The sequence below is a fragment of the Micromonospora sp. NPDC057141 genome, assembly GCF_042670805.1.
Taxonomy (GTDB): Bacteria; Actinomycetota; Actinomycetes; order Mycobacteriales; family Micromonosporaceae; genus Micromonospora.
Map to the genome: position 1 here is coordinate 215,240 of NZ_JBHUVA010000003.1, position 16,151 is coordinate 231,390.

22 protein-coding genes are annotated in these 16,151 nt (G+C 74.2%); 9 read left to right on the top strand and 13 right to left on the bottom strand.

The features are described from left to right. Positions 1 to 59 precede the first annotated feature (59 nt). Positions 60 to 536, top strand: a complete 477-nt coding sequence (locus ACFT41_RS04385) for a DUF6326 family protein (protein WP_377581139.1) — start codon at positions 60 to 62, stop codon at positions 534 to 536. 298 nt (positions 537 to 834) lie between these two features. Here the strand turns inward: ACFT41_RS04385 and ACFT41_RS04390 are convergent, their stop codons facing one another. From ACFT41_RS04390 to ACFT41_RS04400, 3 genes are all read right to left on the bottom strand, one after another. Continuing rightward, positions 835 to 1,542, bottom strand: coding sequence for a spermidine synthase (locus ACFT41_RS04390; RefSeq protein ID WP_377613740.1), 708 nt, complete (start codon positions 1,540 to 1,542; stop codon positions 835 to 837). 136 nt (positions 1,543 to 1,678) lie between these two features. Then, positions 1,679 to 2,047, bottom strand: coding sequence for a DUF4180 domain-containing protein (locus tag ACFT41_RS04395; protein ID WP_377581134.1), 369 nt, complete (start codon positions 2,045 to 2,047; stop codon positions 1,679 to 1,681). Next, positions 2,040 to 2,513, bottom strand: a complete 474-nt coding sequence (locus tag ACFT41_RS04400) for a helix-turn-helix domain-containing protein (RefSeq protein WP_377581131.1) — start codon at positions 2,511 to 2,513, stop codon at positions 2,040 to 2,042. The genes ACFT41_RS04395 and ACFT41_RS04400 overlap by 8 nt, the downstream gene beginning before the upstream one ends. 128 nt (positions 2,514 to 2,641) lie before the next feature. On the opposite strand from ACFT41_RS04400, the gene ACFT41_RS04405 reads away from it, so the two are divergent. Further along, complete coding sequence (locus tag ACFT41_RS04405; protein WP_377581128.1) at positions 2,642 to 3,199, top strand: histidine phosphatase family protein; 558 nt, start codon at positions 2,642 to 2,644, stop codon at positions 3,197 to 3,199. Positions 3,200 to 3,239: 40 nt separating this feature from the next. Here ACFT41_RS04405 and ACFT41_RS04410 read toward each other — a convergent pair whose 3' ends face one another. Next, positions 3,240 to 3,509: a metal-sensitive transcriptional regulator gene (locus ACFT41_RS04410; protein ID WP_377581125.1), complete on the bottom strand. Its 270-nt coding sequence runs from the start codon at positions 3,507 to 3,509 to the stop codon at positions 3,240 to 3,242. 167 nt (positions 3,510 to 3,676) lie between these two features. Between ACFT41_RS04410 and eccB the strand changes: the two genes are divergently transcribed. Then, positions 3,677 to 5,050: a type VII secretion protein EccB gene (eccB, locus tag ACFT41_RS04415; RefSeq protein ID WP_377581122.1), complete on the top strand. Its 1,374-nt coding sequence runs from the start codon at positions 3,677 to 3,679 to the stop codon at positions 5,048 to 5,050. 126 nt (positions 5,051 to 5,176) lie between these two features. Here the strand turns inward: eccB and ACFT41_RS04420 are convergent, their stop codons facing one another. Further along, the gene (locus tag ACFT41_RS04420; protein ID WP_377581119.1) at positions 5,177 to 5,779 is read right to left on the bottom strand and encodes a class I SAM-dependent methyltransferase; all 603 of its coding nucleotides are present in this window, start codon (positions 5,777 to 5,779) and stop codon (positions 5,177 to 5,179) included. A 9-nt stretch (positions 5,780 to 5,788) separates the two neighbouring features. After that, positions 5,789 to 6,199 (bottom strand): hypothetical protein, encoded by a 411-nt coding sequence (locus ACFT41_RS04425; RefSeq protein WP_377581116.1) that lies wholly within the window; start codon positions 6,197 to 6,199, stop codon positions 5,789 to 5,791. A gap of 328 nt (positions 6,200 to 6,527) precedes the next feature. Between ACFT41_RS04425 and ACFT41_RS04430 the strand changes: the two genes are divergently transcribed. Genes ACFT41_RS04430 through ACFT41_RS04440 form a run of 3 tightly spaced genes read left to right on the top strand, consistent with a single transcriptional unit; the run spans position 6,528 to position 8,835 of the window. Beyond that, entirely contained in the window at positions 6,528 to 6,674 is a 147-nt protein-coding gene (locus ACFT41_RS04430) for a hypothetical protein (protein WP_377581113.1), read from the top strand. Then, positions 6,671 to 7,489, top strand: coding sequence for a TIM barrel protein (locus ACFT41_RS04435; RefSeq protein WP_377581111.1), 819 nt, complete (start codon positions 6,671 to 6,673; stop codon positions 7,487 to 7,489). The genes ACFT41_RS04430 and ACFT41_RS04435 overlap by 4 nt, the downstream gene beginning before the upstream one ends. Continuing rightward, complete coding sequence (locus ACFT41_RS04440) at positions 7,486 to 8,835, top strand: hypothetical protein (RefSeq protein ID WP_377581108.1); 1,350 nt, start codon at positions 7,486 to 7,488, stop codon at positions 8,833 to 8,835. Before ACFT41_RS04435 ends, ACFT41_RS04440 begins: the two co-directional genes overlap by 4 nt. Before the next feature lie 23 nt (positions 8,836 to 8,858). Here ACFT41_RS04440 and ACFT41_RS04445 read toward each other — a convergent pair whose 3' ends face one another. The 5 genes from ACFT41_RS04445 to ACFT41_RS04465 form a co-directional block, all read right to left on the bottom strand. Then, a complete protein-coding gene (locus ACFT41_RS04445) occupies positions 8,859 to 9,563 on the bottom strand; it encodes a CBS domain-containing protein (protein ID WP_377581105.1) in 705 nt (234 codons plus the stop codon). 126 nt (positions 9,564 to 9,689) lie between these two features. Beyond that, entirely contained in the window at positions 9,690 to 10,097 is a 408-nt protein-coding gene (locus ACFT41_RS04450; protein WP_377581102.1) for an arsenate reductase ArsC, read from the bottom strand. A 38-nt stretch (positions 10,098 to 10,135) separates the two neighbouring features. Next, on the bottom strand, positions 10,136 to 11,203 hold the full coding sequence (gene arsB / locus ACFT41_RS04455; RefSeq protein WP_377581099.1) for an ACR3 family arsenite efflux transporter: 1,068 nt from the start codon (positions 11,201 to 11,203) through the stop codon (positions 10,136 to 10,138). Positions 11,204 to 11,221: 18 nt separating this feature from the next. Beyond that, positions 11,222 to 11,911, bottom strand: a complete 690-nt coding sequence (locus ACFT41_RS04460; RefSeq protein ID WP_377581096.1) for a helix-turn-helix domain-containing protein — start codon at positions 11,909 to 11,911, stop codon at positions 11,222 to 11,224. A gap of 33 nt (positions 11,912 to 11,944) precedes the next feature. After that, on the bottom strand, positions 11,945 to 12,295 hold the full coding sequence (locus tag ACFT41_RS04465; protein WP_377581093.1) for an ArsR/SmtB family transcription factor: 351 nt from the start codon (positions 12,293 to 12,295) through the stop codon (positions 11,945 to 11,947). Between the two features lie 74 nt (positions 12,296 to 12,369). On the opposite strand from ACFT41_RS04465, the gene ACFT41_RS04470 reads away from it, so the two are divergent. Together ACFT41_RS04470 and ACFT41_RS04475 are read left to right on the top strand one after the other, a co-directional pair. Continuing rightward, positions 12,370 to 12,867: a GNAT family N-acetyltransferase gene (locus ACFT41_RS04470; protein WP_377581091.1), complete on the top strand. Its 498-nt coding sequence runs from the start codon at positions 12,370 to 12,372 to the stop codon at positions 12,865 to 12,867. A gap of 97 nt (positions 12,868 to 12,964) precedes the next feature. Beyond that, on the top strand, positions 12,965 to 14,362 hold the full coding sequence (locus tag ACFT41_RS04475; protein WP_377581088.1) for an FAD-dependent oxidoreductase: 1,398 nt from the start codon (positions 12,965 to 12,967) through the stop codon (positions 14,360 to 14,362). A gap of 106 nt (positions 14,363 to 14,468) precedes the next feature. Here the strand turns inward: ACFT41_RS04475 and ACFT41_RS04480 are convergent, their stop codons facing one another. Next, positions 14,469 to 14,816: a hypothetical protein gene (locus ACFT41_RS04480; protein WP_377581086.1), complete on the bottom strand. Its 348-nt coding sequence runs from the start codon at positions 14,814 to 14,816 to the stop codon at positions 14,469 to 14,471. Continuing rightward, positions 14,813 to 15,130 carry a PadR family transcriptional regulator gene (locus ACFT41_RS04485; RefSeq protein WP_377581084.1) on the bottom strand — a complete coding sequence of 106 codons (318 nt, stop codon included), beginning with the start codon at positions 15,128 to 15,130 and terminating at the stop codon, positions 14,813 to 14,815. The genes ACFT41_RS04480 and ACFT41_RS04485 overlap by 4 nt, the downstream gene beginning before the upstream one ends. A 266-nt stretch (positions 15,131 to 15,396) precedes the next feature. Between ACFT41_RS04485 and ACFT41_RS04490 the strand changes: the two genes are divergently transcribed. Continuing rightward, on the top strand, positions 15,397 to 15,567 hold the full coding sequence (locus tag ACFT41_RS04490) for a DUF397 domain-containing protein (RefSeq protein ID WP_377581082.1): 171 nt from the start codon (positions 15,397 to 15,399) through the stop codon (positions 15,565 to 15,567). Positions 15,568 to 16,151 lie beyond the last annotated feature (584 nt).

The following is a 16,151-nucleotide window of genomic DNA, read 5'->3' on the forward strand; positions in this document are numbered from 1 at the left end:
GGTCATGCTGAAGACATCGAGTGAGCCGACCCGGCTGACGCCAGTACGCAGGAGACGTGATGACCAGAACCGACAGACCAGCCGGTGCGCTCCAGGAAGCGCACATCCCGGTCCAGGCGAAGCTCGCCGCGGCCTGGGCCAGCTTCATGTTCCTCTACATCTACGTCGACTACCTCTCCCTGTACAAGCCCGGCTTCATCGACGACATCCTGGTCGGCGTCGTCCATGAGTTCGACACCGGCCCCACCTTCGTCGCCCTTGCGCTCACGCTCATGGCCATCCCGATCCTCATGATCCTGCTCTCCGCGACGCTCCCCGCCCGTGCCAACCGCGCCACCAACCTCGTCGTGGCAACGCTCTACATCCCCGTCTCGGTGTACAACGCGGACGGCGAGTCCTGGACCTACTTCTACTTCTACGGCCTCTCCATCGGACTCGAGGTGCTGCTCCTGGCCTTCATCCTGCGCGCCGCGTGGACCTGGCCCCGGACCATTCGAGCCACCGCCGGCCGCGACCTCGCCCAGGCCCGGGTGTGACGCTCGAGGCGGGCCCGGTGTGCGGGGCCGGTGACAGCGGCTCCGGCAACAGCGACGCGAGCAGCAGCACGATCCAGAGCGGGACCGCACCGACGTCGCGTAGCACCACGGAGTCGCCCGCCCCGTCGGTGAGCAGCAGCGTGAGCACGAACAGGGCGGTGGCGAGGACGGCGTCGGCCGCCCTCGGCCAGCGCGTGAACGGGCCTCGGGTGCACTGGATCAACGTGGGCGCGTCCGGGGCAGCCGTCGCCGTCCCGCAGGGGGACGCCGGTACCCCGTTACGAAGGCGGAGAGGATGTCAACGGCGGGCGACGTAGACGGTGTTGGCCGACTCCCGGCCCTGCAAAGGGTTGGGGAAGCGGACGACGTGGGCCAGGGATGTCGGGAACACCCCGGTGAGCACCCGCTGGAAGTCCGGGTCCGGCGGGTCGTTGGACCACAGCGCGAAGACCCCGTCCGGGTGCAGCAGGTCGGCGAGGCGGCGCAGGCCCTCGGCGGTGTAGAACGGGGCGTGGCTCGGGTGCAACACGTGCCGGGGCGAGTGGTCCACGTCGAGCAGGATCGCGTGGAACCGCCGGCCGGGTGAGTCCGGGTCGAAGCCCGCCCCGTCGGCCACGGCCGCGAAGAAGTCCGCCCGGACGAACCGGGTGCGCGGGTCGTCGGCCAGCCCCGCCGCGAACGGCAGCAGGCCCCGGCGGTGCCAGTCGATGACGTCCTCGATCGCCTCCACCACCAGCAGCGACGCCACCCGGGGGTCCTCCAGGGCGGTGCGGGCCGTGTAGCCGAGGCCGAGGCCGCCGACCACGACGTCGAGCGTCGCGTCGCGCAGCGGGGCCAGCCCGAGCCGGGCCAGCTCGATCTCCGCGACGGGGAAGAGGCTGGACATCAGGAACTCGTCGTCGAGCTTGACCTCGTATACCTCGCGGTCCAGCGCGGGGTCGTGCCGGCGGCGCAGGCTGATCTCGCCGATCGGGGTCTCCCGCCAGGCCAGTTCCTCGAATCGCACGCCCACGCAGGTCCTCACTTCGGCCGGGTCCGAGCGGATGTTACCGCCCGCGCGGACCCGGCCGTCGCAACAACCCGCCAGCCGGTACGCGGCGCGGCGCGCCCGCGCTCGGTCGCCCGGCGCGCACCCGGGCCGGTCAGGACGTGGCGCGCAGCCGGGCGTCGAGCGCGTCGAGGTCGGGCAGGAACCACACGTGGTCGGCCCGGTTGGACTCGTGCACCAGGGCGCGTAGCGCCGAGCTCTCCGCCAGCTGCCCGGAGATGTCGCCGATGACGGCCAGACGCAGCCGGTAGTTGACGAACTTCTGCATGACGTCGCCGGCGAACCGGGTGCCGAGCGAGAAGAACCCCTCGGTCAGCCGGCTCGCGGGCACGGCCACCACCTGCGCGCCGAGGAAGGCTGCGCCGATCAGGTCCAGCGCGTCCTGCTCGGTGGCCACCACCGGGCCGTCCGGGTCGCACACCAGCACCGGGACTCCGGCCAGCTCCCGCACCTCGTCAGGCATATCCCGGCTCCCCGGCGAGCGGGTCGTCCTTTCGGCCGAGCAGGCCGGCCTCGGCATCGAGCACGGCGTCGAGCAGACGCAGCAGGTCGGCGGTGGCGGCGGTGCCGCCCAGGATGACGATCTTCATCCGGCTCCGTTCCTCGTCGTGGACGGTCTGCACCCGCAGCGGGCGCGCGAGGTCGTACCCGTTGTTCGCCCCGGCCAGGACGAACGTGCCGAGCCGGTCGGCCGTGGCCCGGTCGACGCCGTCGACCTGCACGATGCTCGACACCTCCACCGAAGCGCCCCGGGCCGGCGGCGCCGGCGGGCGGCCGGTGAGCGCGTCGAGGTCGGCGCGGGCGATCCGGTACTGCTTGCCGATCCGGGTCGCCCGGAGCCGGCCGGAGCGGATGTAACCGCGCACGGTGCGTACGTGCAGGCCGAGAAGGTCGGCCACCTGCTCGACCGAGTATATTTCTTCCTTCATCACTCCCTAACCTATCTCATGTTGGTGCTGATAGGGAATGATGGGGGTTTCCTTGGGTGCGCAGCCCCGCTCACAGTGCTGTCACTCGACGGCAACCTCTGTCGTGCGCTGAGCCCTAGCCTTGATCCATGTCGACGCGGATCGTCTTCGAGACCCATTCGTGGAGTGCGGACAACGACCGGGGCGTCGCCACCGGCTGGCTGCCGGGGCGGCTGTCCGTGCGCGGCCGGGCGCTGGCCGCCGAGCTCGGTGACCGCAGGCGGGGCGACGGCATCGCGGCCGTCTTCACCTCGGACCTGCGCCGGGCGGTGGAGACCGCCGAGATCGCCTTCGGGGGCGCCGGCATCCCGATCCTGCACGACTGGCGGCTCCGGGAGTGCGACTACGGGGCCCGCAACGGCACGCCTGCGGCGGAACTGCACCGGGGCCGGGCCGAGCACCTCGACTCGCCCTATCCTGGCGGCGAGAGCTGGCGGCAGGCCGTGCTGCGGGCCGGGCGTTTCCTCGACGACGTCCCGCTGCGCTGGGACGGCCGCCGCATCCTGGTGATCGGGCACGTCGCCACCCGGTGGGCGCTGGACCACCTGCTCGACGGCGTCGGACTGGAGGAGCTGATCACCGCCGACTTCGCCTGGCGCGAGGGCTGGGAGTATGACACCGACACCCGCCAGCCCGCCCGCGCCTGACCCGGCGCCTGCGCGCCCCGCCCGGGTGGGTGGGGGACAGTCAGGAGAGGGCCAGGAAGAGCTTCTCCAGCTCCTCCTCGGTCATCTCCGGGTCCTCGCCCCGGTCGCGGGCGGCGTTGCAGTGCCGCATCCCGGACGCGATCAGCTTGTAGCCGGCCCGGTCGAGGGCCTTGGAGACCGCGGCGAGCTGGGTCAGCGTCGCGCGGCAGTCCTCCCCCGACTCGATCATGTCGATCACGGCGTTGAGTTGGCCTCGGGCCCGCTTCAGGCGGGTCAGGGCGTCGGTGGTCATCTCCGGTCGCAGCTTCACCTACGTCACCTCCAGGGAGAAAGGTACCCCGGGGGGTACGACACGGCCACCGTTTCGCATCACACCCTACGACCCTCCCGCGAGCCTCGCGCCCGGTGGCGGAGGGTCTCCGGGGGATCGACGCAGCGTCTATCCTGTGCCCCGATCGACCCGTCGGAGGGGACCGGATGCCGTCGCGGCAGGACCAGCTTCACTCGTACCAGTTCACCGTGCAGCGGGCTGTCGCCGCCCTGGTGATGCGGGAGACCGACCCGGCCCGGTCGCCGTTTCGGCGGCTGGCGGGGGCCGGGCTGGCCAGCGTCCTGGTCGCCGCGATCGCCCTCGGCGGCTTCGCCCTCTACGGGCTGTTCGCCGGCGGCGGCACCAAGTGGCGCGACGCTGGCGCGGTGATCGTGGAGAAGGAGTCCGGCGCCCGGTTCGTCTACCGCGAGCAGAAGCTTCACCCGGTGCTCAACTACGCCTCCGCGCTGCTGATCATCGGTGCCGAGCGCCCGAAGACCGTGCTGGTCTCCCGCCGCTCGATCGAGGGCGTGCCGCGCGGGCTGCCGCTGGGCATCCCCGACGCCCCCGACTCGCTGCCCGACCGGGCCCGGCTGTCCGCCGCCGGCTGGACGGTCTGCTCGGTCGCCACCGCCGGGGCGGAGCACACCGCCCCCCGGTCGGCCGTGCTGATCGGCACGGCAGCCACCGGCGGCCGGGCCCTGGGCGACGACGCGATCCTGCTGCAGCACCCGGACGGCGGCCTGCACCTGGTCTGGCACGCCCGCCGCTACCTGCTGCGCGACACCGGACGGGTCCTCGCCGCGCTCGCCGCCACCCGGCAGCGGGCGGTGCCCGCCGCGCCCGCCCTGATCAACAGCGTTCCGGCCGGGGCCGACCTCGCCCCGCTCGACCTGCCCGGCCTCGGCCAGCCTTCGCCCCGGGTGTCCGGCGCGAGCGTCGGCGACGTCTTCCTGGTCCGCAACTCCGGCGGCGGTCGCCAGTACGCCGTCGCCCTCACCGGCGGCCTCGCCGGCATCACCGAACTGCAGGCCAGCCTGCTGCTGGCCCGCACCGGGCAGGGCGAGCCGGAGGCGATGACCCTCGGCCGGTTCGCCGCCCTGCCCAAGCTGCCGGACCTGGTGCCGGCTGGGCCCGCCGCCCCGCCGACGAGCCCGCCCCAGCTCGCCGCGGCGGACCCGGGGGCCCTCTGCGTCCGGGTCGGCGACGACGCGGGGGCGGGCGACGTGCGGTTGGGCGCGACCCTGCCCGACCTGTCGGACAGCCCGCAGGCAACGGGCGGGGCACCGGTCGCCGACCACGTCGTGGTCGAGCCCGGGCACGGCGCCGTGGTGGAGTCGGTCGCCGCGCCGGGCGCCACCGGCGGCGCGCTCTGCGTGGTCACCGACCTCGGTCGCCGGTACGTGCTGGCCGACCCCGCCGTGCTCGGCATGCTCGGCTACCGGGACGTGCGGCCCGTCCGCCTGCCCGCCGGCCTGGTGAGCCTGGTGCCGGCCGGCAGCCCGCTCGACCCGGCGGCGGCCCGGTCGGCCGGCGAGTAAGGAAGGGCCCCTGTTAACGCCTACGGTAGAGAAGGGTTCCCCTCTCACCCCGCGCCGGCGGGGGAGCGCGGGCTGGCGGGCGGTGCTCCGGCGGGGGAGCGCGCGGGCTGGTGGGCGGGCCGGCGCTCAGGCGGGGCGGCGCAGCACGGTGACCGCGAAGTCGGCGTCCTCGCGCCACGGTCGCAGGTCCCAGGTGGCGAAGCGGTGCTCCAGGCGTAGGCCGGCGGCGACCGCGTCGGCGTCGAAGTCGGTGAGCCGGTAGCCCCGGTCGGTGCCGAAACCGACGACCACCACCCCGTCGGGGCGCACGTGCGCGGCGACCCGACCGAGCACGCGCCGCTCGGTGCCGGGCGCGACGAACGCCATCACGTTGCCGGCCAGCACGGCGGCGTCGAACGGCTCGGGCTCCCCGGCCGCCGCGAGGTCCAGCTCGGCCAGGTCGCCGACCAGCCAGCGGGGGCCGGGGTGGTCGGCGCCGGCCGCCTCGATCAGCACCGGGTCGGCGTCCACGCCCACCACCGGGTGGCCGCAGGCGTGCAGCGCCGCGCCCACCCGGCCGGTGCCGCAGCCGGCGTCGAGGACACGGGCGCGCGGCGGCACCATCGCGTTCAGCAGCCGGGCCTCGCCGGCCAGGTCGGCGCCCTCGGCCGCCAACCGGCGGAACCGGTCGACATACCACTGCGAGTGTTCGGGGCCGGTGTCGGTCACCCAGCGGGTCGGGTCTGCCATCGCCCCACGCTAGCCGAGCCCACCCGTCAGGCTCGCGTGAGCCCTTCTCCGCCCCGCCGGTGAGGTCCTCGGTGCGCAGCCGTTCGCCGGCGAAGAAGAGCAGCACGACGGGCAGGGTGAGCACGACCGGGCCGGCCATCGGCACGGTCTTGGGCACTCGACGCCGTCGGCGAGCAGCGACAGCCCGAGCGACACCGTCCACCGGTCGGGCCTGTCGACGAGGAAGAGCAGGGCGAAGAGGTACTCGTTCCAGGCGATCATGAAGTCGTAGAGCGCGACCGCCATGATCGACGGGGCGGCGAGGGGGAGGCTGACCCGGCGGCGGCCGAAGAACCGCAGCCGGGCCACGGCGTACGCGCCGGGGATCGCCACGACCAGGGTGAGCCCGGCGCGGGACTCGCGGCGATTGATCAATAACAAGACATATGCTGATTTTTTGCTCTACACTGGAGCCCAGTGCTACCGGGATGTGACTCATGGTCAACTGGGTTGTCTCACTCGCCGGGCCCCGACGGGTCAGCCTCGAGCCCTGCCCCCGCGATCTGCTCGGCCCCGGCCGGGGCCGGGTCCGCTACTCCGGCATCTCCGCCGGCACGGAGCTGACCCTCTACCGGGGCGCCAACCCCCGCCTCACGAAGGGCTGGGACGAGGCCACCCGCATTTCGTCCCCCGCCGGTCCCCGCCGACGTACCCCCTCACCGGCTTCGGCTACGAGGAGGTCGGCGACCTCGTCGAGGTCGCGCCCGACGTGGTCGGGCGGCATCCCGGCCAGGCCATCTGGGGCATCTGGGTCCAGCGGGCCGAGGCGGTGCTCCCCGCCGACGCGGTCCACCCGCTGCCCGTCGGGCTCGACCCGATCGCCGACGCCCTCCAAGTCGTGCTGAGGTTCCCATGACCATTCCGCTGGCCTGCCAGGAGCAGCTGCTCCCCGGCGACGATCTGATCCGCAAGCACGCCCTCGCCGCCGCGCTCGGCTTCGCCGGCATCGAGCTGCGCGGCCGGGGCGACCTTGCCCTCGCCCGCCGGCTACCGGAGCTGCGCCGGGCCCGCGCCGCCAGCGTGGTCATGCCGACCGTCTGCGTCGAGATGGACCACTTCATCGGCGACTTCGACCCCGACCGCTCCGCCGACGCCGTACGCAACCTGCGCTCCCAGCTCTCCGTCGTCGCCGAGCTGGGCGGCATCGGGGTGACGACCCCCGCCGCCTGGGGGATGTTCTCCCGCCGGCTGCCGCCGTTCGAACCGCCCCGCCAGCCGGCCGGTGACCGGCAGGTCCTCCTGGACGCCCTCGGCACCCTGGGCGAACACGCCCGCGCGGAGGGTGTCACCCTGTTCCTCGAACCGCTCAACCGGTACGAGGACCACATGGTCAACCGGCTGGACGAGGCGGTGGCGCTCTGCGCGGCCGTCGGCCTGCCCTCGGTGCGGGTCGCCGCCGACACGTTCCACATGAACATCGAGGAGGACGACGTGCACGCCGCCCTGCGGGCCGCCGCCCCCTACCTCGGGCACGTGCAGGTCAGCGACACCAACCGGCACCAGCCCGGTGCCGGCCACCTCGACTGGCCGGTGCTGCTGCGCACCCTGCGTGACCTCGGCTACCCGGGCTGGCTGGCGCTGGAGTGCCGGCTGCGCGGCGATCCGGTGCGGGGGCTGCAACAGGCCGTCACCGTGCTGCGGCACGCCGAACCCCGGCGGATGGCGGCGTGAGCACCGGCATCGCCGCCGACGGTGGTGCGCCGGCCCGCGCCCGTGACGCGGGGGCGCTGTGGCGGCTGGCGGTGGCCACCCTCGACGGCAACTGGGAGCACGACCACACCGTCCCGTCGCGCACCCTCTACCCGCACCAGTGGAGCTGGGACTCGGCGTTCGTCGCCGTCGGCCTGGCCCACGTGCGCCCCGACCGGGCCTGGCGGGAGCTGCGCACCCTCTTCGCCGCGCAGTGGGCCGACGGGCGGGTGCCGCACATCGTGTTCAACCCCGCGCTGCGCGCCGGGTCGTACTTCCCGGGGCCCGAGTTCTGGGACTCCGCGCGGGCGGCCGGCGCGCCCGCCGTGGCCACCTCCGGCATCGTCCAGCCACCCGTGCACGCCCTCGCCGCGTGGCTGGTGCACCGCCGGGCGCCGTCGGAGCGCAGCCGGGCCGAGCTGGCCTGGCTCTACCCCCGGCTGATCGCCTGGCAGCGCTACCTCGCCGGCCGGCGCGACGTCGGCGGGGCCGGGCTCGCCAGCATCGTGCACCCGTGGGAGTCCGGGTTGGACAACAGCCCCGCCTGGGACCCGCCGCTGGCCGCGGTGCCCGCCGACGCGGCGGTCATGCGGGCGTACCGGCGGCACGACACCGCGCACGCCGACGCCGCGCACCGCCCCACGGACCTGGACTACGCGCGCTACGTCGCGCTGGTCGAGGCCTACCGCGCCGCCGGATACCGCGACGACGGGCTGTCCGGGCGGCACCCGTTCCTGGTGGAGTGCCCGCTGGTCAACACCGCCCTGGGGCTCGCCGAGCACGCGCTGGCCGCGATCGCCCGCGAGATCGGCGCCGACCCCGGGCCGCACCGCGAGCGCGCGGCCCGGATCACCGCCGCCCTGGTGGACCGGCTGTACGACCCGGTCGGCGGCACCTTCCACCCCCGGGACCTGCGCACCGGCCAGCTCGTCCCCGCCCGCACCGCGCTCGGCCTCATGCCGCTGGCGCTGCCCGGCCTGCCCGCCCGGCCGGTCGCGGCGCTGCTCGCCGAGGCGTGCTCGCCCCGGTTCGGGCTGGCCGCCCGGATGGACCGGCCGCTGCCCAGCCACGACCGCACCGCGCCCGACTTCGAGCCGCTGCGCTACTGGCGGGGCCCGAGCTGGCAGAACCTCAACTGGCTGCTGTGGCGGGGGCTGCGCGCCCACCACCGGCTCGACCTGGCCGCCGGGCTGCGCGACTCGATGATCGACCTCGTCGCGGCCGCCGGCTGCCACGAGTACTTCCACCCCGACACCGGGGCCGGGCTCGGCTCGCCCGCGTTCGGCTGGACCGCCGCGCTGCTGCTCGACGTCCTCGCCGACACCTGAGCGGCCGGTCGACCACCGAGGGCTCAGGCCATGCCCGCCGGGGTCGCGCCGCCGACCCGCAGCGCCGCCAGCGGGAGGTCGTCGACGGCGTACCCGAGCGCGTCGACCACCTCGACGACCCCGCTGACCTGCGCGGTCAGCCGCAGCGCGAGGCGCACCGTGGAGCGGCGTTCGAGCTGCCCGGTGAGGGTGACCACCCCGTCGTGCACGGTGACGTCGACGACGTCGTCGCGGACGCCCAGCGTCCGGCGCAGCACCTCGCCGACCACGTCGGCGAGGATGTCGCCGTCGGGGCGCAGGTGTACCCGGAGCAGGTCGCCACGGGTCACGATGCCCACCAGCCGACCCAGGTCGTCGACCACCGGCAGCCGCTTGACGTGCCGTTGGGTCATGAGCCGCGCCGCCTCCACGCAGGACGCGTCCGGCGCGACGGTGACCGCCGGGGCGCTCATCAGGTCGGCGGCGAGGGTCGCCCCGGCCTTTACCAGCGCCTCCCGGTGCCGGCGGCCGGCGAACACCCGCCGCTCGTGCGGCTGACCGAGCAACTCCACCTTGTGCAGCAGGTCCGCCTCGGAGACCACCCCGAGGACCCGCCGCGCGTCGTCCACCACCGGCACCGCGGTGACGCGCCAGCCGGTGAGCACGTCGACGATCTCCCGGTACGCCGTACCCTCCCGTACCGCCGCCACGTCCGTCGTCATCACGTCCCGCACCTGCCACGTCCGCATGGCGACCTCCCTCGTTCCACCTCGACGGTAGGGACGGGCGGGTGGTGGTGGGCAGGGCCGGCCGGCCCGGCGGGCGTGGGGACCTCCTGCCCGTACCGATGGGCCGGAGGTCCTGCGGGCGGCCGGTCAGCGGGCGGGGGGCAACTCGCGCAGCAGCACCTCCACCCGGGACCGGATCTCGTCGCGGATCGGCCGGACGGCCTCGACCCCCTGGCCGGCCGGGTCGTCGAGCTTCCAGTCCTCGTAGCGCTTGCCGGGAAAGACGGGGCAGGCGTCGCCGCAGCCCATGGTGACGATCACGTCGGAGGACTCGGCGGTGGCGTACTCCAGGAGCTTGGGCCGCTGGTCGGTGATGTCGATGCCCACCTCGGCCATGGCCTCGACGGCGGCCGGGTTGACCGTGTCGGCGGGCGCGGAGCCGGCGGAGCGGACCTCGACGGCGTCGCCCGCGAGGTGGCGCAGCCAGCCGGCGGCCATCTGGGAGCGGCCGGCGTTGTGCACGCAGACGAACAGGACGCTGGGCTTGTCGGTCACGGTGGTTCCCTCCGGATACGGGTGGCGGAGTCAGCAGGTCAGTGGGTGAAGTGCCGGCGCAGCCACAGCGAGACGTACACCAGGCCGACCAGGACGGGCACCTCGATCAGCGGGCCGATGACCCCGGCGAGGGCCTGGCCGGAGGCGACGCCGAAGGTGCCGATGGCCACGGCGATGGCCAGCTCGAAGTTGTTGCCGGCGGCGGTGAAGGCGAGGGTGGTGGTGCGGGCGTAGCCGAGGCCGATCGCCCGACCGAGCAGGTACGCCCCGGCCCACATGAGCGCGAAGTAGACCAGCAGCGGCAACGCGATGCGGGCCACGTCGAGCGGCCGGCCGGTGATGGCGTCGCCCTGGAGGGCGAAGAGCACGACGATGGTGAACAGCAGCCCGTACAGGGCGGCGGGGCCGATCCGGGGCAGGAAGCGCGACTCGTACCACTCGCGGCCCCGGGCGCGTTCGCCGAGGCGGCGGGTGAGCCAGCCGGCCAGCAGCGGCACGCCGAGGAAGATGAGCACGTTGCGGGCGATGTCCCAGCCCGAGACCGCCAGCTCCGCGCCGGACAGGCCGAGCCAGCCGGGGAGCACGGCCAGGTAGAACCAGCCGAGCAGCCCGAAGGCGAGCACCTGGAACACCGAGTTCAGGGCGACCAGCACGGCGGCGGCCTCCCGGTCGCCGCAGGCGAGGTCGTTCCAGATGATCACCATGGCGATGCAGCGGGCCAGGCCGACGATGATCAGCCCGGTGCGGTACTCGGGCTGGTCGGCCAGGAAGATCCAGGCGAGGGCGAACATCAGCGCGGGGCCGAGCACCCAGTTGAGCACCAGCGAGGAGACGAGGAGCCGGCGGTCGCCGGTGACCGTGTCGAGGCGGTCGTAGCGGACCTTGGCCAGCACCGGGTACATCATGACCAGCAGGCCGAGGGCGATCGGCAGCGAGATGCCGCCGAGCTGCACCGCGTCGAGAGCCCGGTCCAGGCCCGGGACAACCCGGCCGAGCAGCAGGCCGGCGACCATGGCCAGGCCGATCCAGACGGGTAGGAACCGGTCGAGGCGGGACAGCCGGGCGACCACCGCGTTCTCGGCGGCGTCGGCGTGGGTGGTGCTCACGGGCACTCCAGTCGGGTGTCAGTCATGGTGGGCTCCGGGGGAGACGGCGGGGGCGAGGCGGTCGACGCGGCCGGCGAGGTCGGCGTAGGCGGCCTCGAACGCCTCGTCGGTGTCGATCCGCACGGGGTCGGGCACGGACCAGTGCAGCCGGGGGCGCACGGGCCCGGTCAGCTCCTCGTGCGCGTTGTCGCACACCGCGATGATCAGGTCGTCGTCCCCGACGACGTCGGCGATGTGGGCGGTGCGGGTGGGGTCGAGCTCCAGCCGGTGACGGCGGGCGACCGCGACGGCCCGGGGGTGCACCCGGGCGGCGGGCTTCGTGCCGGCGGAGGCCGCGGCACCGCGGGTGCGGCGCTGCCACAGTGCGGCTGCCAGCTGGGAGCGGGCGGAGTTGTGGGTGCAGACGAAGACCACCCGGTCGACCCCGGTCAGCGGGGCGGGCGTGAGGGCGGCCAGGGTCTCCGGCCGCAGCCGCAGGTAGGTGCGCCGCCGGTCGCCCTCCGAGCGCGCCCGGACGACGAGGCCGGCCTCGGTGAGCACCCGGACGTGGTGGGCGACCAGGTTGGTGGGCATGTCGAGGCTGCGGGCGATCTCCCCGGGGGAGGCGTCGCCGAGGGTGAGCGCGTCCACGATCGCCAGGCGGGCGGGGTCGCCGAGGGCGGCGTGGACGCGTGCACGCCGGGTGACGGAATTAAGCTCAGCGTCCATTGACTCAACTATCGTTGAGTGAAGTGCCGGATGTCAACTGGCGAGCAGGGCGGCGAGCTGGCGCAGCGTGCCGGGGCGGGCCCGGTACCAGACCCAGGTGCCGCGTCGCTCGGCGTCGACCAGGCCCGCCTCGCGCAGCACCCGGAGATGGTGGGAGATCGTCGGCCCGGTCAGGTCGAAGGCGGGGGTGAGGTCGCACACGCACACCTCGCCGTCCGTGGCGGAGGCGATCATCGACATGAGTTGCAGCCGTACCGGGTCGCCCAGCGCCTTGAACGCCGGAGCGAGCGCCGCCGCCGTCTCGGTCGGCACCCGGCGCTGCGTGAGGGGTGCGCAGCAGGGGGTGGCGGTGAGGTCCAGCCGGGGCGGTGCTTGTTTCGGCATGGGTCTAGGTTGACATCTGTCTAATCAGCGTGCAAGTCTTTGCTTCGACGGATGTCGAGACAAGGGGGAAAGTCGTGGGTGACCCGCTGATCCGCCCCATGATCGCTGCCGACGCCGACCGGGTCCTCGCCATCTATCAGGCCGGCCTCGACGGCGGCGACGCCAGCTTCGAGACCGTCGCCCCCGGTTGGGCGGCGTTCGACGCGGCCCGGCTGGCCGACCACCGCCTCGTCGCCGTCGACGACGCCGGCACCGTGCTCGGCTGGGTCGCGGTGTCGCCGACCTCGACCCGCCCGGTCTACGCCGGCGTCGTCGAGCACTCCGTCTACGTCGACCCGGCGACCCGGGGAAGAGGGATCGCCCGGCTGCTGCTCGACGCGTTGATCGCCGGCACCGAGGCCGCCGGGATCTGGACCATCCAGTCCGGGGTCTTCCCGGAGAACGCGGCCAGCCTCGCCCTGCACGGGCGGGCCGGCTTCCGGGTCGTCGGCGTCCGGGAGCGGGTCGGCCGGCACCACGGCCGCTGGCGCGACGTGGTGCTGCTGGAACGCCGTAGCGCCGTCGTCGGCTGACCGCCGCGCCCCGCGCCGGGGGCATGCCCTGTTCGTTCGTCTCCCGGGCGCACCGCGCCCCACTGATTTGGCAAGCATCGATACGGAGGAGCTTTCCATGACCGTCCTCGACGACCTGCCCGTCGTGGTGATCGGCGCCGGCCCCGTGGGCCTCGCCGCCGCCGCCCACCTGCACGGGCGCGGCCTGCCGTTCACCGTCCTGGAGGCGGGGGAGAGCGTCGGCGCGGCCGTCCGGCAGTGGGGGCACGTGCGCGCCTTCTCGCCCTGGCGCTACGACATCGACGACGCCGCCCGCCGGCTGCTCGCCGACAGCGGCTGGATCGAGCCCGACCCCGACGCGCTGCCGACCGGCGGCGAGCTGGTCGACGCCTATCTGCGGCCCCTCGCGGAGCTGCCGCAGATCGCGCCGCACCTGCGCCTGCGCGCCCGGGTGGCGGCGATCAGCCGACTCGGCCTGGACCGGCTGCGCACCGCCGGCCGCGGGCAGGCCCCGTTCCTCGTCCGGCTCGCCGACGGCGAGGAGCTGCTGGCCCGCGCGGTGATCGACGCCTCCGGCACGTGGGGCACCCCGAACGTGCTCGGGGCCTCCGGCCTGCCGGCCCGGGGCGAGGCGGCGACCGGGGCGTACCTGGAACATGCCCTGCCGGACGTGCTCGGCGCGGGCCGCGACCGGTTCGCCGGCCGGCACACCCTCGTCGTCGGCGCGGGCCACTCCGCCGCGAACACCCTGCTCTCCCTCGCCGAGCTGGCCGCCGACGCGCCCGGCACGCAGGTGACCTGGGCGATCCGCGCGACGGCGCCGACCCGCGCCTACGGCGGCGGCGACGCAGACGCGCTGCCCGCCCGGGGCGCCCTCGGCACCCGGCTGCGCGCCCACGTCGAGGCGGGCCGGATCCGGCTGCTCACCGGCTTCTCCGTGCACGCCCTCGACCCGGCCGGCGACCAGGTCACCGTCGTCGTGCGCCGCCCCGACGGCGGGCAGGAGTCGGTGACCGTCGACCGGATCGTCGCCGCGACCGGATTCCGCCCCGACCACGGCATCGCCGCCGAGCTGCGCCTGGACCTCGACCCGGTGCTCGGCGCGACCCGGGCCCTGGCCCCGCTGATCGACCCCAACGAGCACTCCTGCGGCACCGTCCCGCCGCACGGCGTGGACGAGCTGAGCCACCCCGAGCCCGGCTACTGGGCCGTCGGCATGAAGAGCTACGGGCGCGCGCCGACGTTCCTCATGGCCACCGGCTACGAGCAGGTCCGCTCGGTCGCCGCCGCCCTCGCCGGGGACTGGGCGGCGGCCCGCGACGTACGCCTGGACCTGCCCGAGACCGGGGTGTGCAGCAGCGACCCGGCCGACTCCGTCGACGGCGGGAGCTGCTGCGGCCCTGCCCCGGAGCCAGCGGCCCGGGGGCTGGCGACCGGCCTGTCCGGCGGGCTGCTCGCCGTCGGGCTGCCGCTGGTGACCGTGGACTCCGGCACGGGCGGGTGCTGCGCCGGCTGATCCGGCGCAGTGGGTCGACCAGGAGCAGGGTGGACGCCCCGCCACGGCCGGGAGGGCGACTGGTGGAGCGTCAGGTCGCCCGCGCCCGGCCGGCGAGCGGTGTCCGTCAACCGGTGATCAGCAACGCGATGCCGCCGAGCAGGCCGAGGGCGAGCACCGCGGCGAGCGCGGCGGCATGTTGGCGTGAGCGGGAACCCTTGACGACGCGCAGCGCGAGAGCAAGGGGTCCGATCGGGAGCATGGTGGTGGGTCCTCTCGACGAGATCATGGCGATTCGCGCGGCGGCGCCGGCGGCGCCCAACGCGATCCGCAGGGCAGGCAGGTCAAGGTCTGCGGCGCCGTGCACGTCGGCCTGCCACTGTTCGAGGTAGCGGGCGCGCTGCCGTGGGTCGGGCAGCACACTGGCCGCGCAGCGGACCACGGTGAGCGCCAGCCGCAGTTGGACCGCGCTCATCGCGCCACCCGTGGCGATGACGGCCGCCACGATGTCCTCGCCGTGGCGGCGCGGGCGCACACGCGACGGGCCTCGGTGGCGCCGTCGGCCGTCAACTGGTACATCCGCCGTCGCGGCCCGCGCCGGTCGCTGTCGTCGTCCCACCGGGAGGTCACCCAGTCGGCCCGTTCAAGGCGGTCCAGGAGTGGATAGACGCTCCCCGACGGCCGCCCGGTCAGCTTGATGATCTCCAACCCCCAGCGGGGTTGGTCGCTGTCGAGCAGCACCGCCAGCACGTCGACGGTGGCCTTGCCGATGCGTCCCAGCGGCTCCATGCTCCTAGGCTACCTATGTAGTTTAAGGGTGTCCACCGTCGCGCGCCGAGGCTGCGGACGTCGCGCGCCCGCGTCCGTGTGGTCGGATGCGGTATGCGCGGAGGCTGGGCTGCGGTTCTGGCGGGCGCTTGGCCAACTGCCCATGCCCGAATGTGCTGTGCGCCAAGCCGGAGCCGCGCGCCCCGGGCTGACCGCCCGCGCGGCCCGCCCAGAACAGGGCGCGTCTCGGGCCGGTTTCCGGGCGAAGTGGAACCGGCCCGAGGCGGGTGCTCAGGAGGGCGGTCAACGGCGGTGCGTGTGTCGAGGTCGCCGACAATCTGCCTGGTGTCGTTCTCGTCCGGGACACGAAGGACCGCGATGGCGGGACGCTGACCTTCGCGCCGGACACCTGGGCCGGGTTCGTGAGTCTCGCCAAGCGGATCGGCCCCGTCGGCTGACCGATCGCCTCGGCGATGCGCGGGAGCGCGGATAGATCTTGGTAGTTTTCGGCCTCTCTGAGGGCCGTTTTGTACCAAGATCTCTCGATCTCTTCGGGTGCCGCGTAGACGTGGGGATGGCCCGAGTGCTCGGGGGTCGTCCTGGTGGCGCGGGCCGTCTGGTGGTGTGGGGTGTGCGGTTCGTGGCCGGTTGCGGTGGAATCGCGTCGGCGTGTCGTGTAGCGGAGGTGGCCAGGGTTCCCCGGCCCGGTCTTTTTGCCGCCTCGACGAGGGGTGGCGGCGGGCTGGGCGACGCGCGAGCGCGACCTGCGGAGCCGTCGGCATGGCCCGGGGCCCGTGCGGATCGAGCGGGTGCGGGTGCGACCGACACGGAGCGCGGCGGGGCGGTCAGGGGAGCCTTCCCGGCGTACGATGGCAGACGTCCCGCCCGCCCGGCATCGCCCTTCCTGAGCTGCCGTTAAGGATCGCCCACATAGGAAAAACCCCGGTCGCCAGGCACTTTGACCGCAAGATTACTTGCCGGCATGTCTCTAGGCCGAAACTCATGTGCGCGCTAGAGGGATGATCGGGTGAACCTTGCCGGC

What these genes read in the sequence shown, in the direction of transcription:
- ACFT41_RS04385 (WP_377581139.1), top strand. Translation starts at nt 60, where the DNA reads ATGACCAGAACCGACAGACCAGCCGGTGCGCTCCAGGAAGCGCACATC.
- ACFT41_RS04395 (WP_377581134.1), bottom strand. Translation starts at nt 2,047, where the DNA reads ATGCCTGACGAGGTGCGGGAGCTGGCCGGAGTCCCGGTGCTGGTGTGC.
- ACFT41_RS04400 (WP_377581131.1), bottom strand. Translation starts at nt 2,513, where the DNA reads ATGAAGGAAGAAATATACTCGGTCGAGCAGGTGGCCGACCTTCTCGGC.
- ACFT41_RS04405 (WP_377581128.1), top strand. Translation starts at nt 2,642, where the DNA reads ATGTCGACGCGGATCGTCTTCGAGACCCATTCGTGGAGTGCGGACAAC.
- eccB (WP_377581122.1), top strand. Translation starts at nt 3,677, where the DNA reads ATGCCGTCGCGGCAGGACCAGCTTCACTCGTACCAGTTCACCGTGCAG.
- ACFT41_RS04420 (WP_377581119.1), bottom strand. Translation starts at nt 5,779, where the DNA reads ATGGCAGACCCGACCCGCTGGGTGACCGACACCGGCCCCGAACACTCG.
- ACFT41_RS04435 (WP_377581111.1), top strand. Translation starts at nt 6,671, where the DNA reads ATGACCATTCCGCTGGCCTGCCAGGAGCAGCTGCTCCCCGGCGACGAT.
- ACFT41_RS04445 (WP_377581105.1), bottom strand. Translation starts at nt 9,563, where the DNA reads ATGCGGACGTGGCAGGTGCGGGACGTGATGACGACGGACGTGGCGGCG.
- ACFT41_RS04460 (WP_377581096.1), bottom strand. Translation starts at nt 11,911, where the DNA reads ATGGACGCTGAGCTTAATTCCGTCACCCGGCGTGCACGCGTCCACGCC.
- ACFT41_RS04465 (WP_377581093.1), bottom strand. Translation starts at nt 12,295, where the DNA reads ATGCCGAAACAAGCACCGCCCCGGCTGGACCTCACCGCCACCCCCTGC.
- ACFT41_RS04475 (WP_377581088.1), top strand. Translation starts at nt 12,965, where the DNA reads ATGACCGTCCTCGACGACCTGCCCGTCGTGGTGATCGGCGCCGGCCCC.
- ACFT41_RS04480 (WP_377581086.1), bottom strand. Translation starts at nt 14,816, where the DNA reads ATGAGCGCGGTCCAACTGCGGCTGGCGCTCACCGTGGTCCGCTGCGCG.
- ACFT41_RS04485 (WP_377581084.1), bottom strand. Translation starts at nt 15,130, where the DNA reads ATGGAGCCGCTGGGACGCATCGGCAAGGCCACCGTCGACGTGCTGGCG.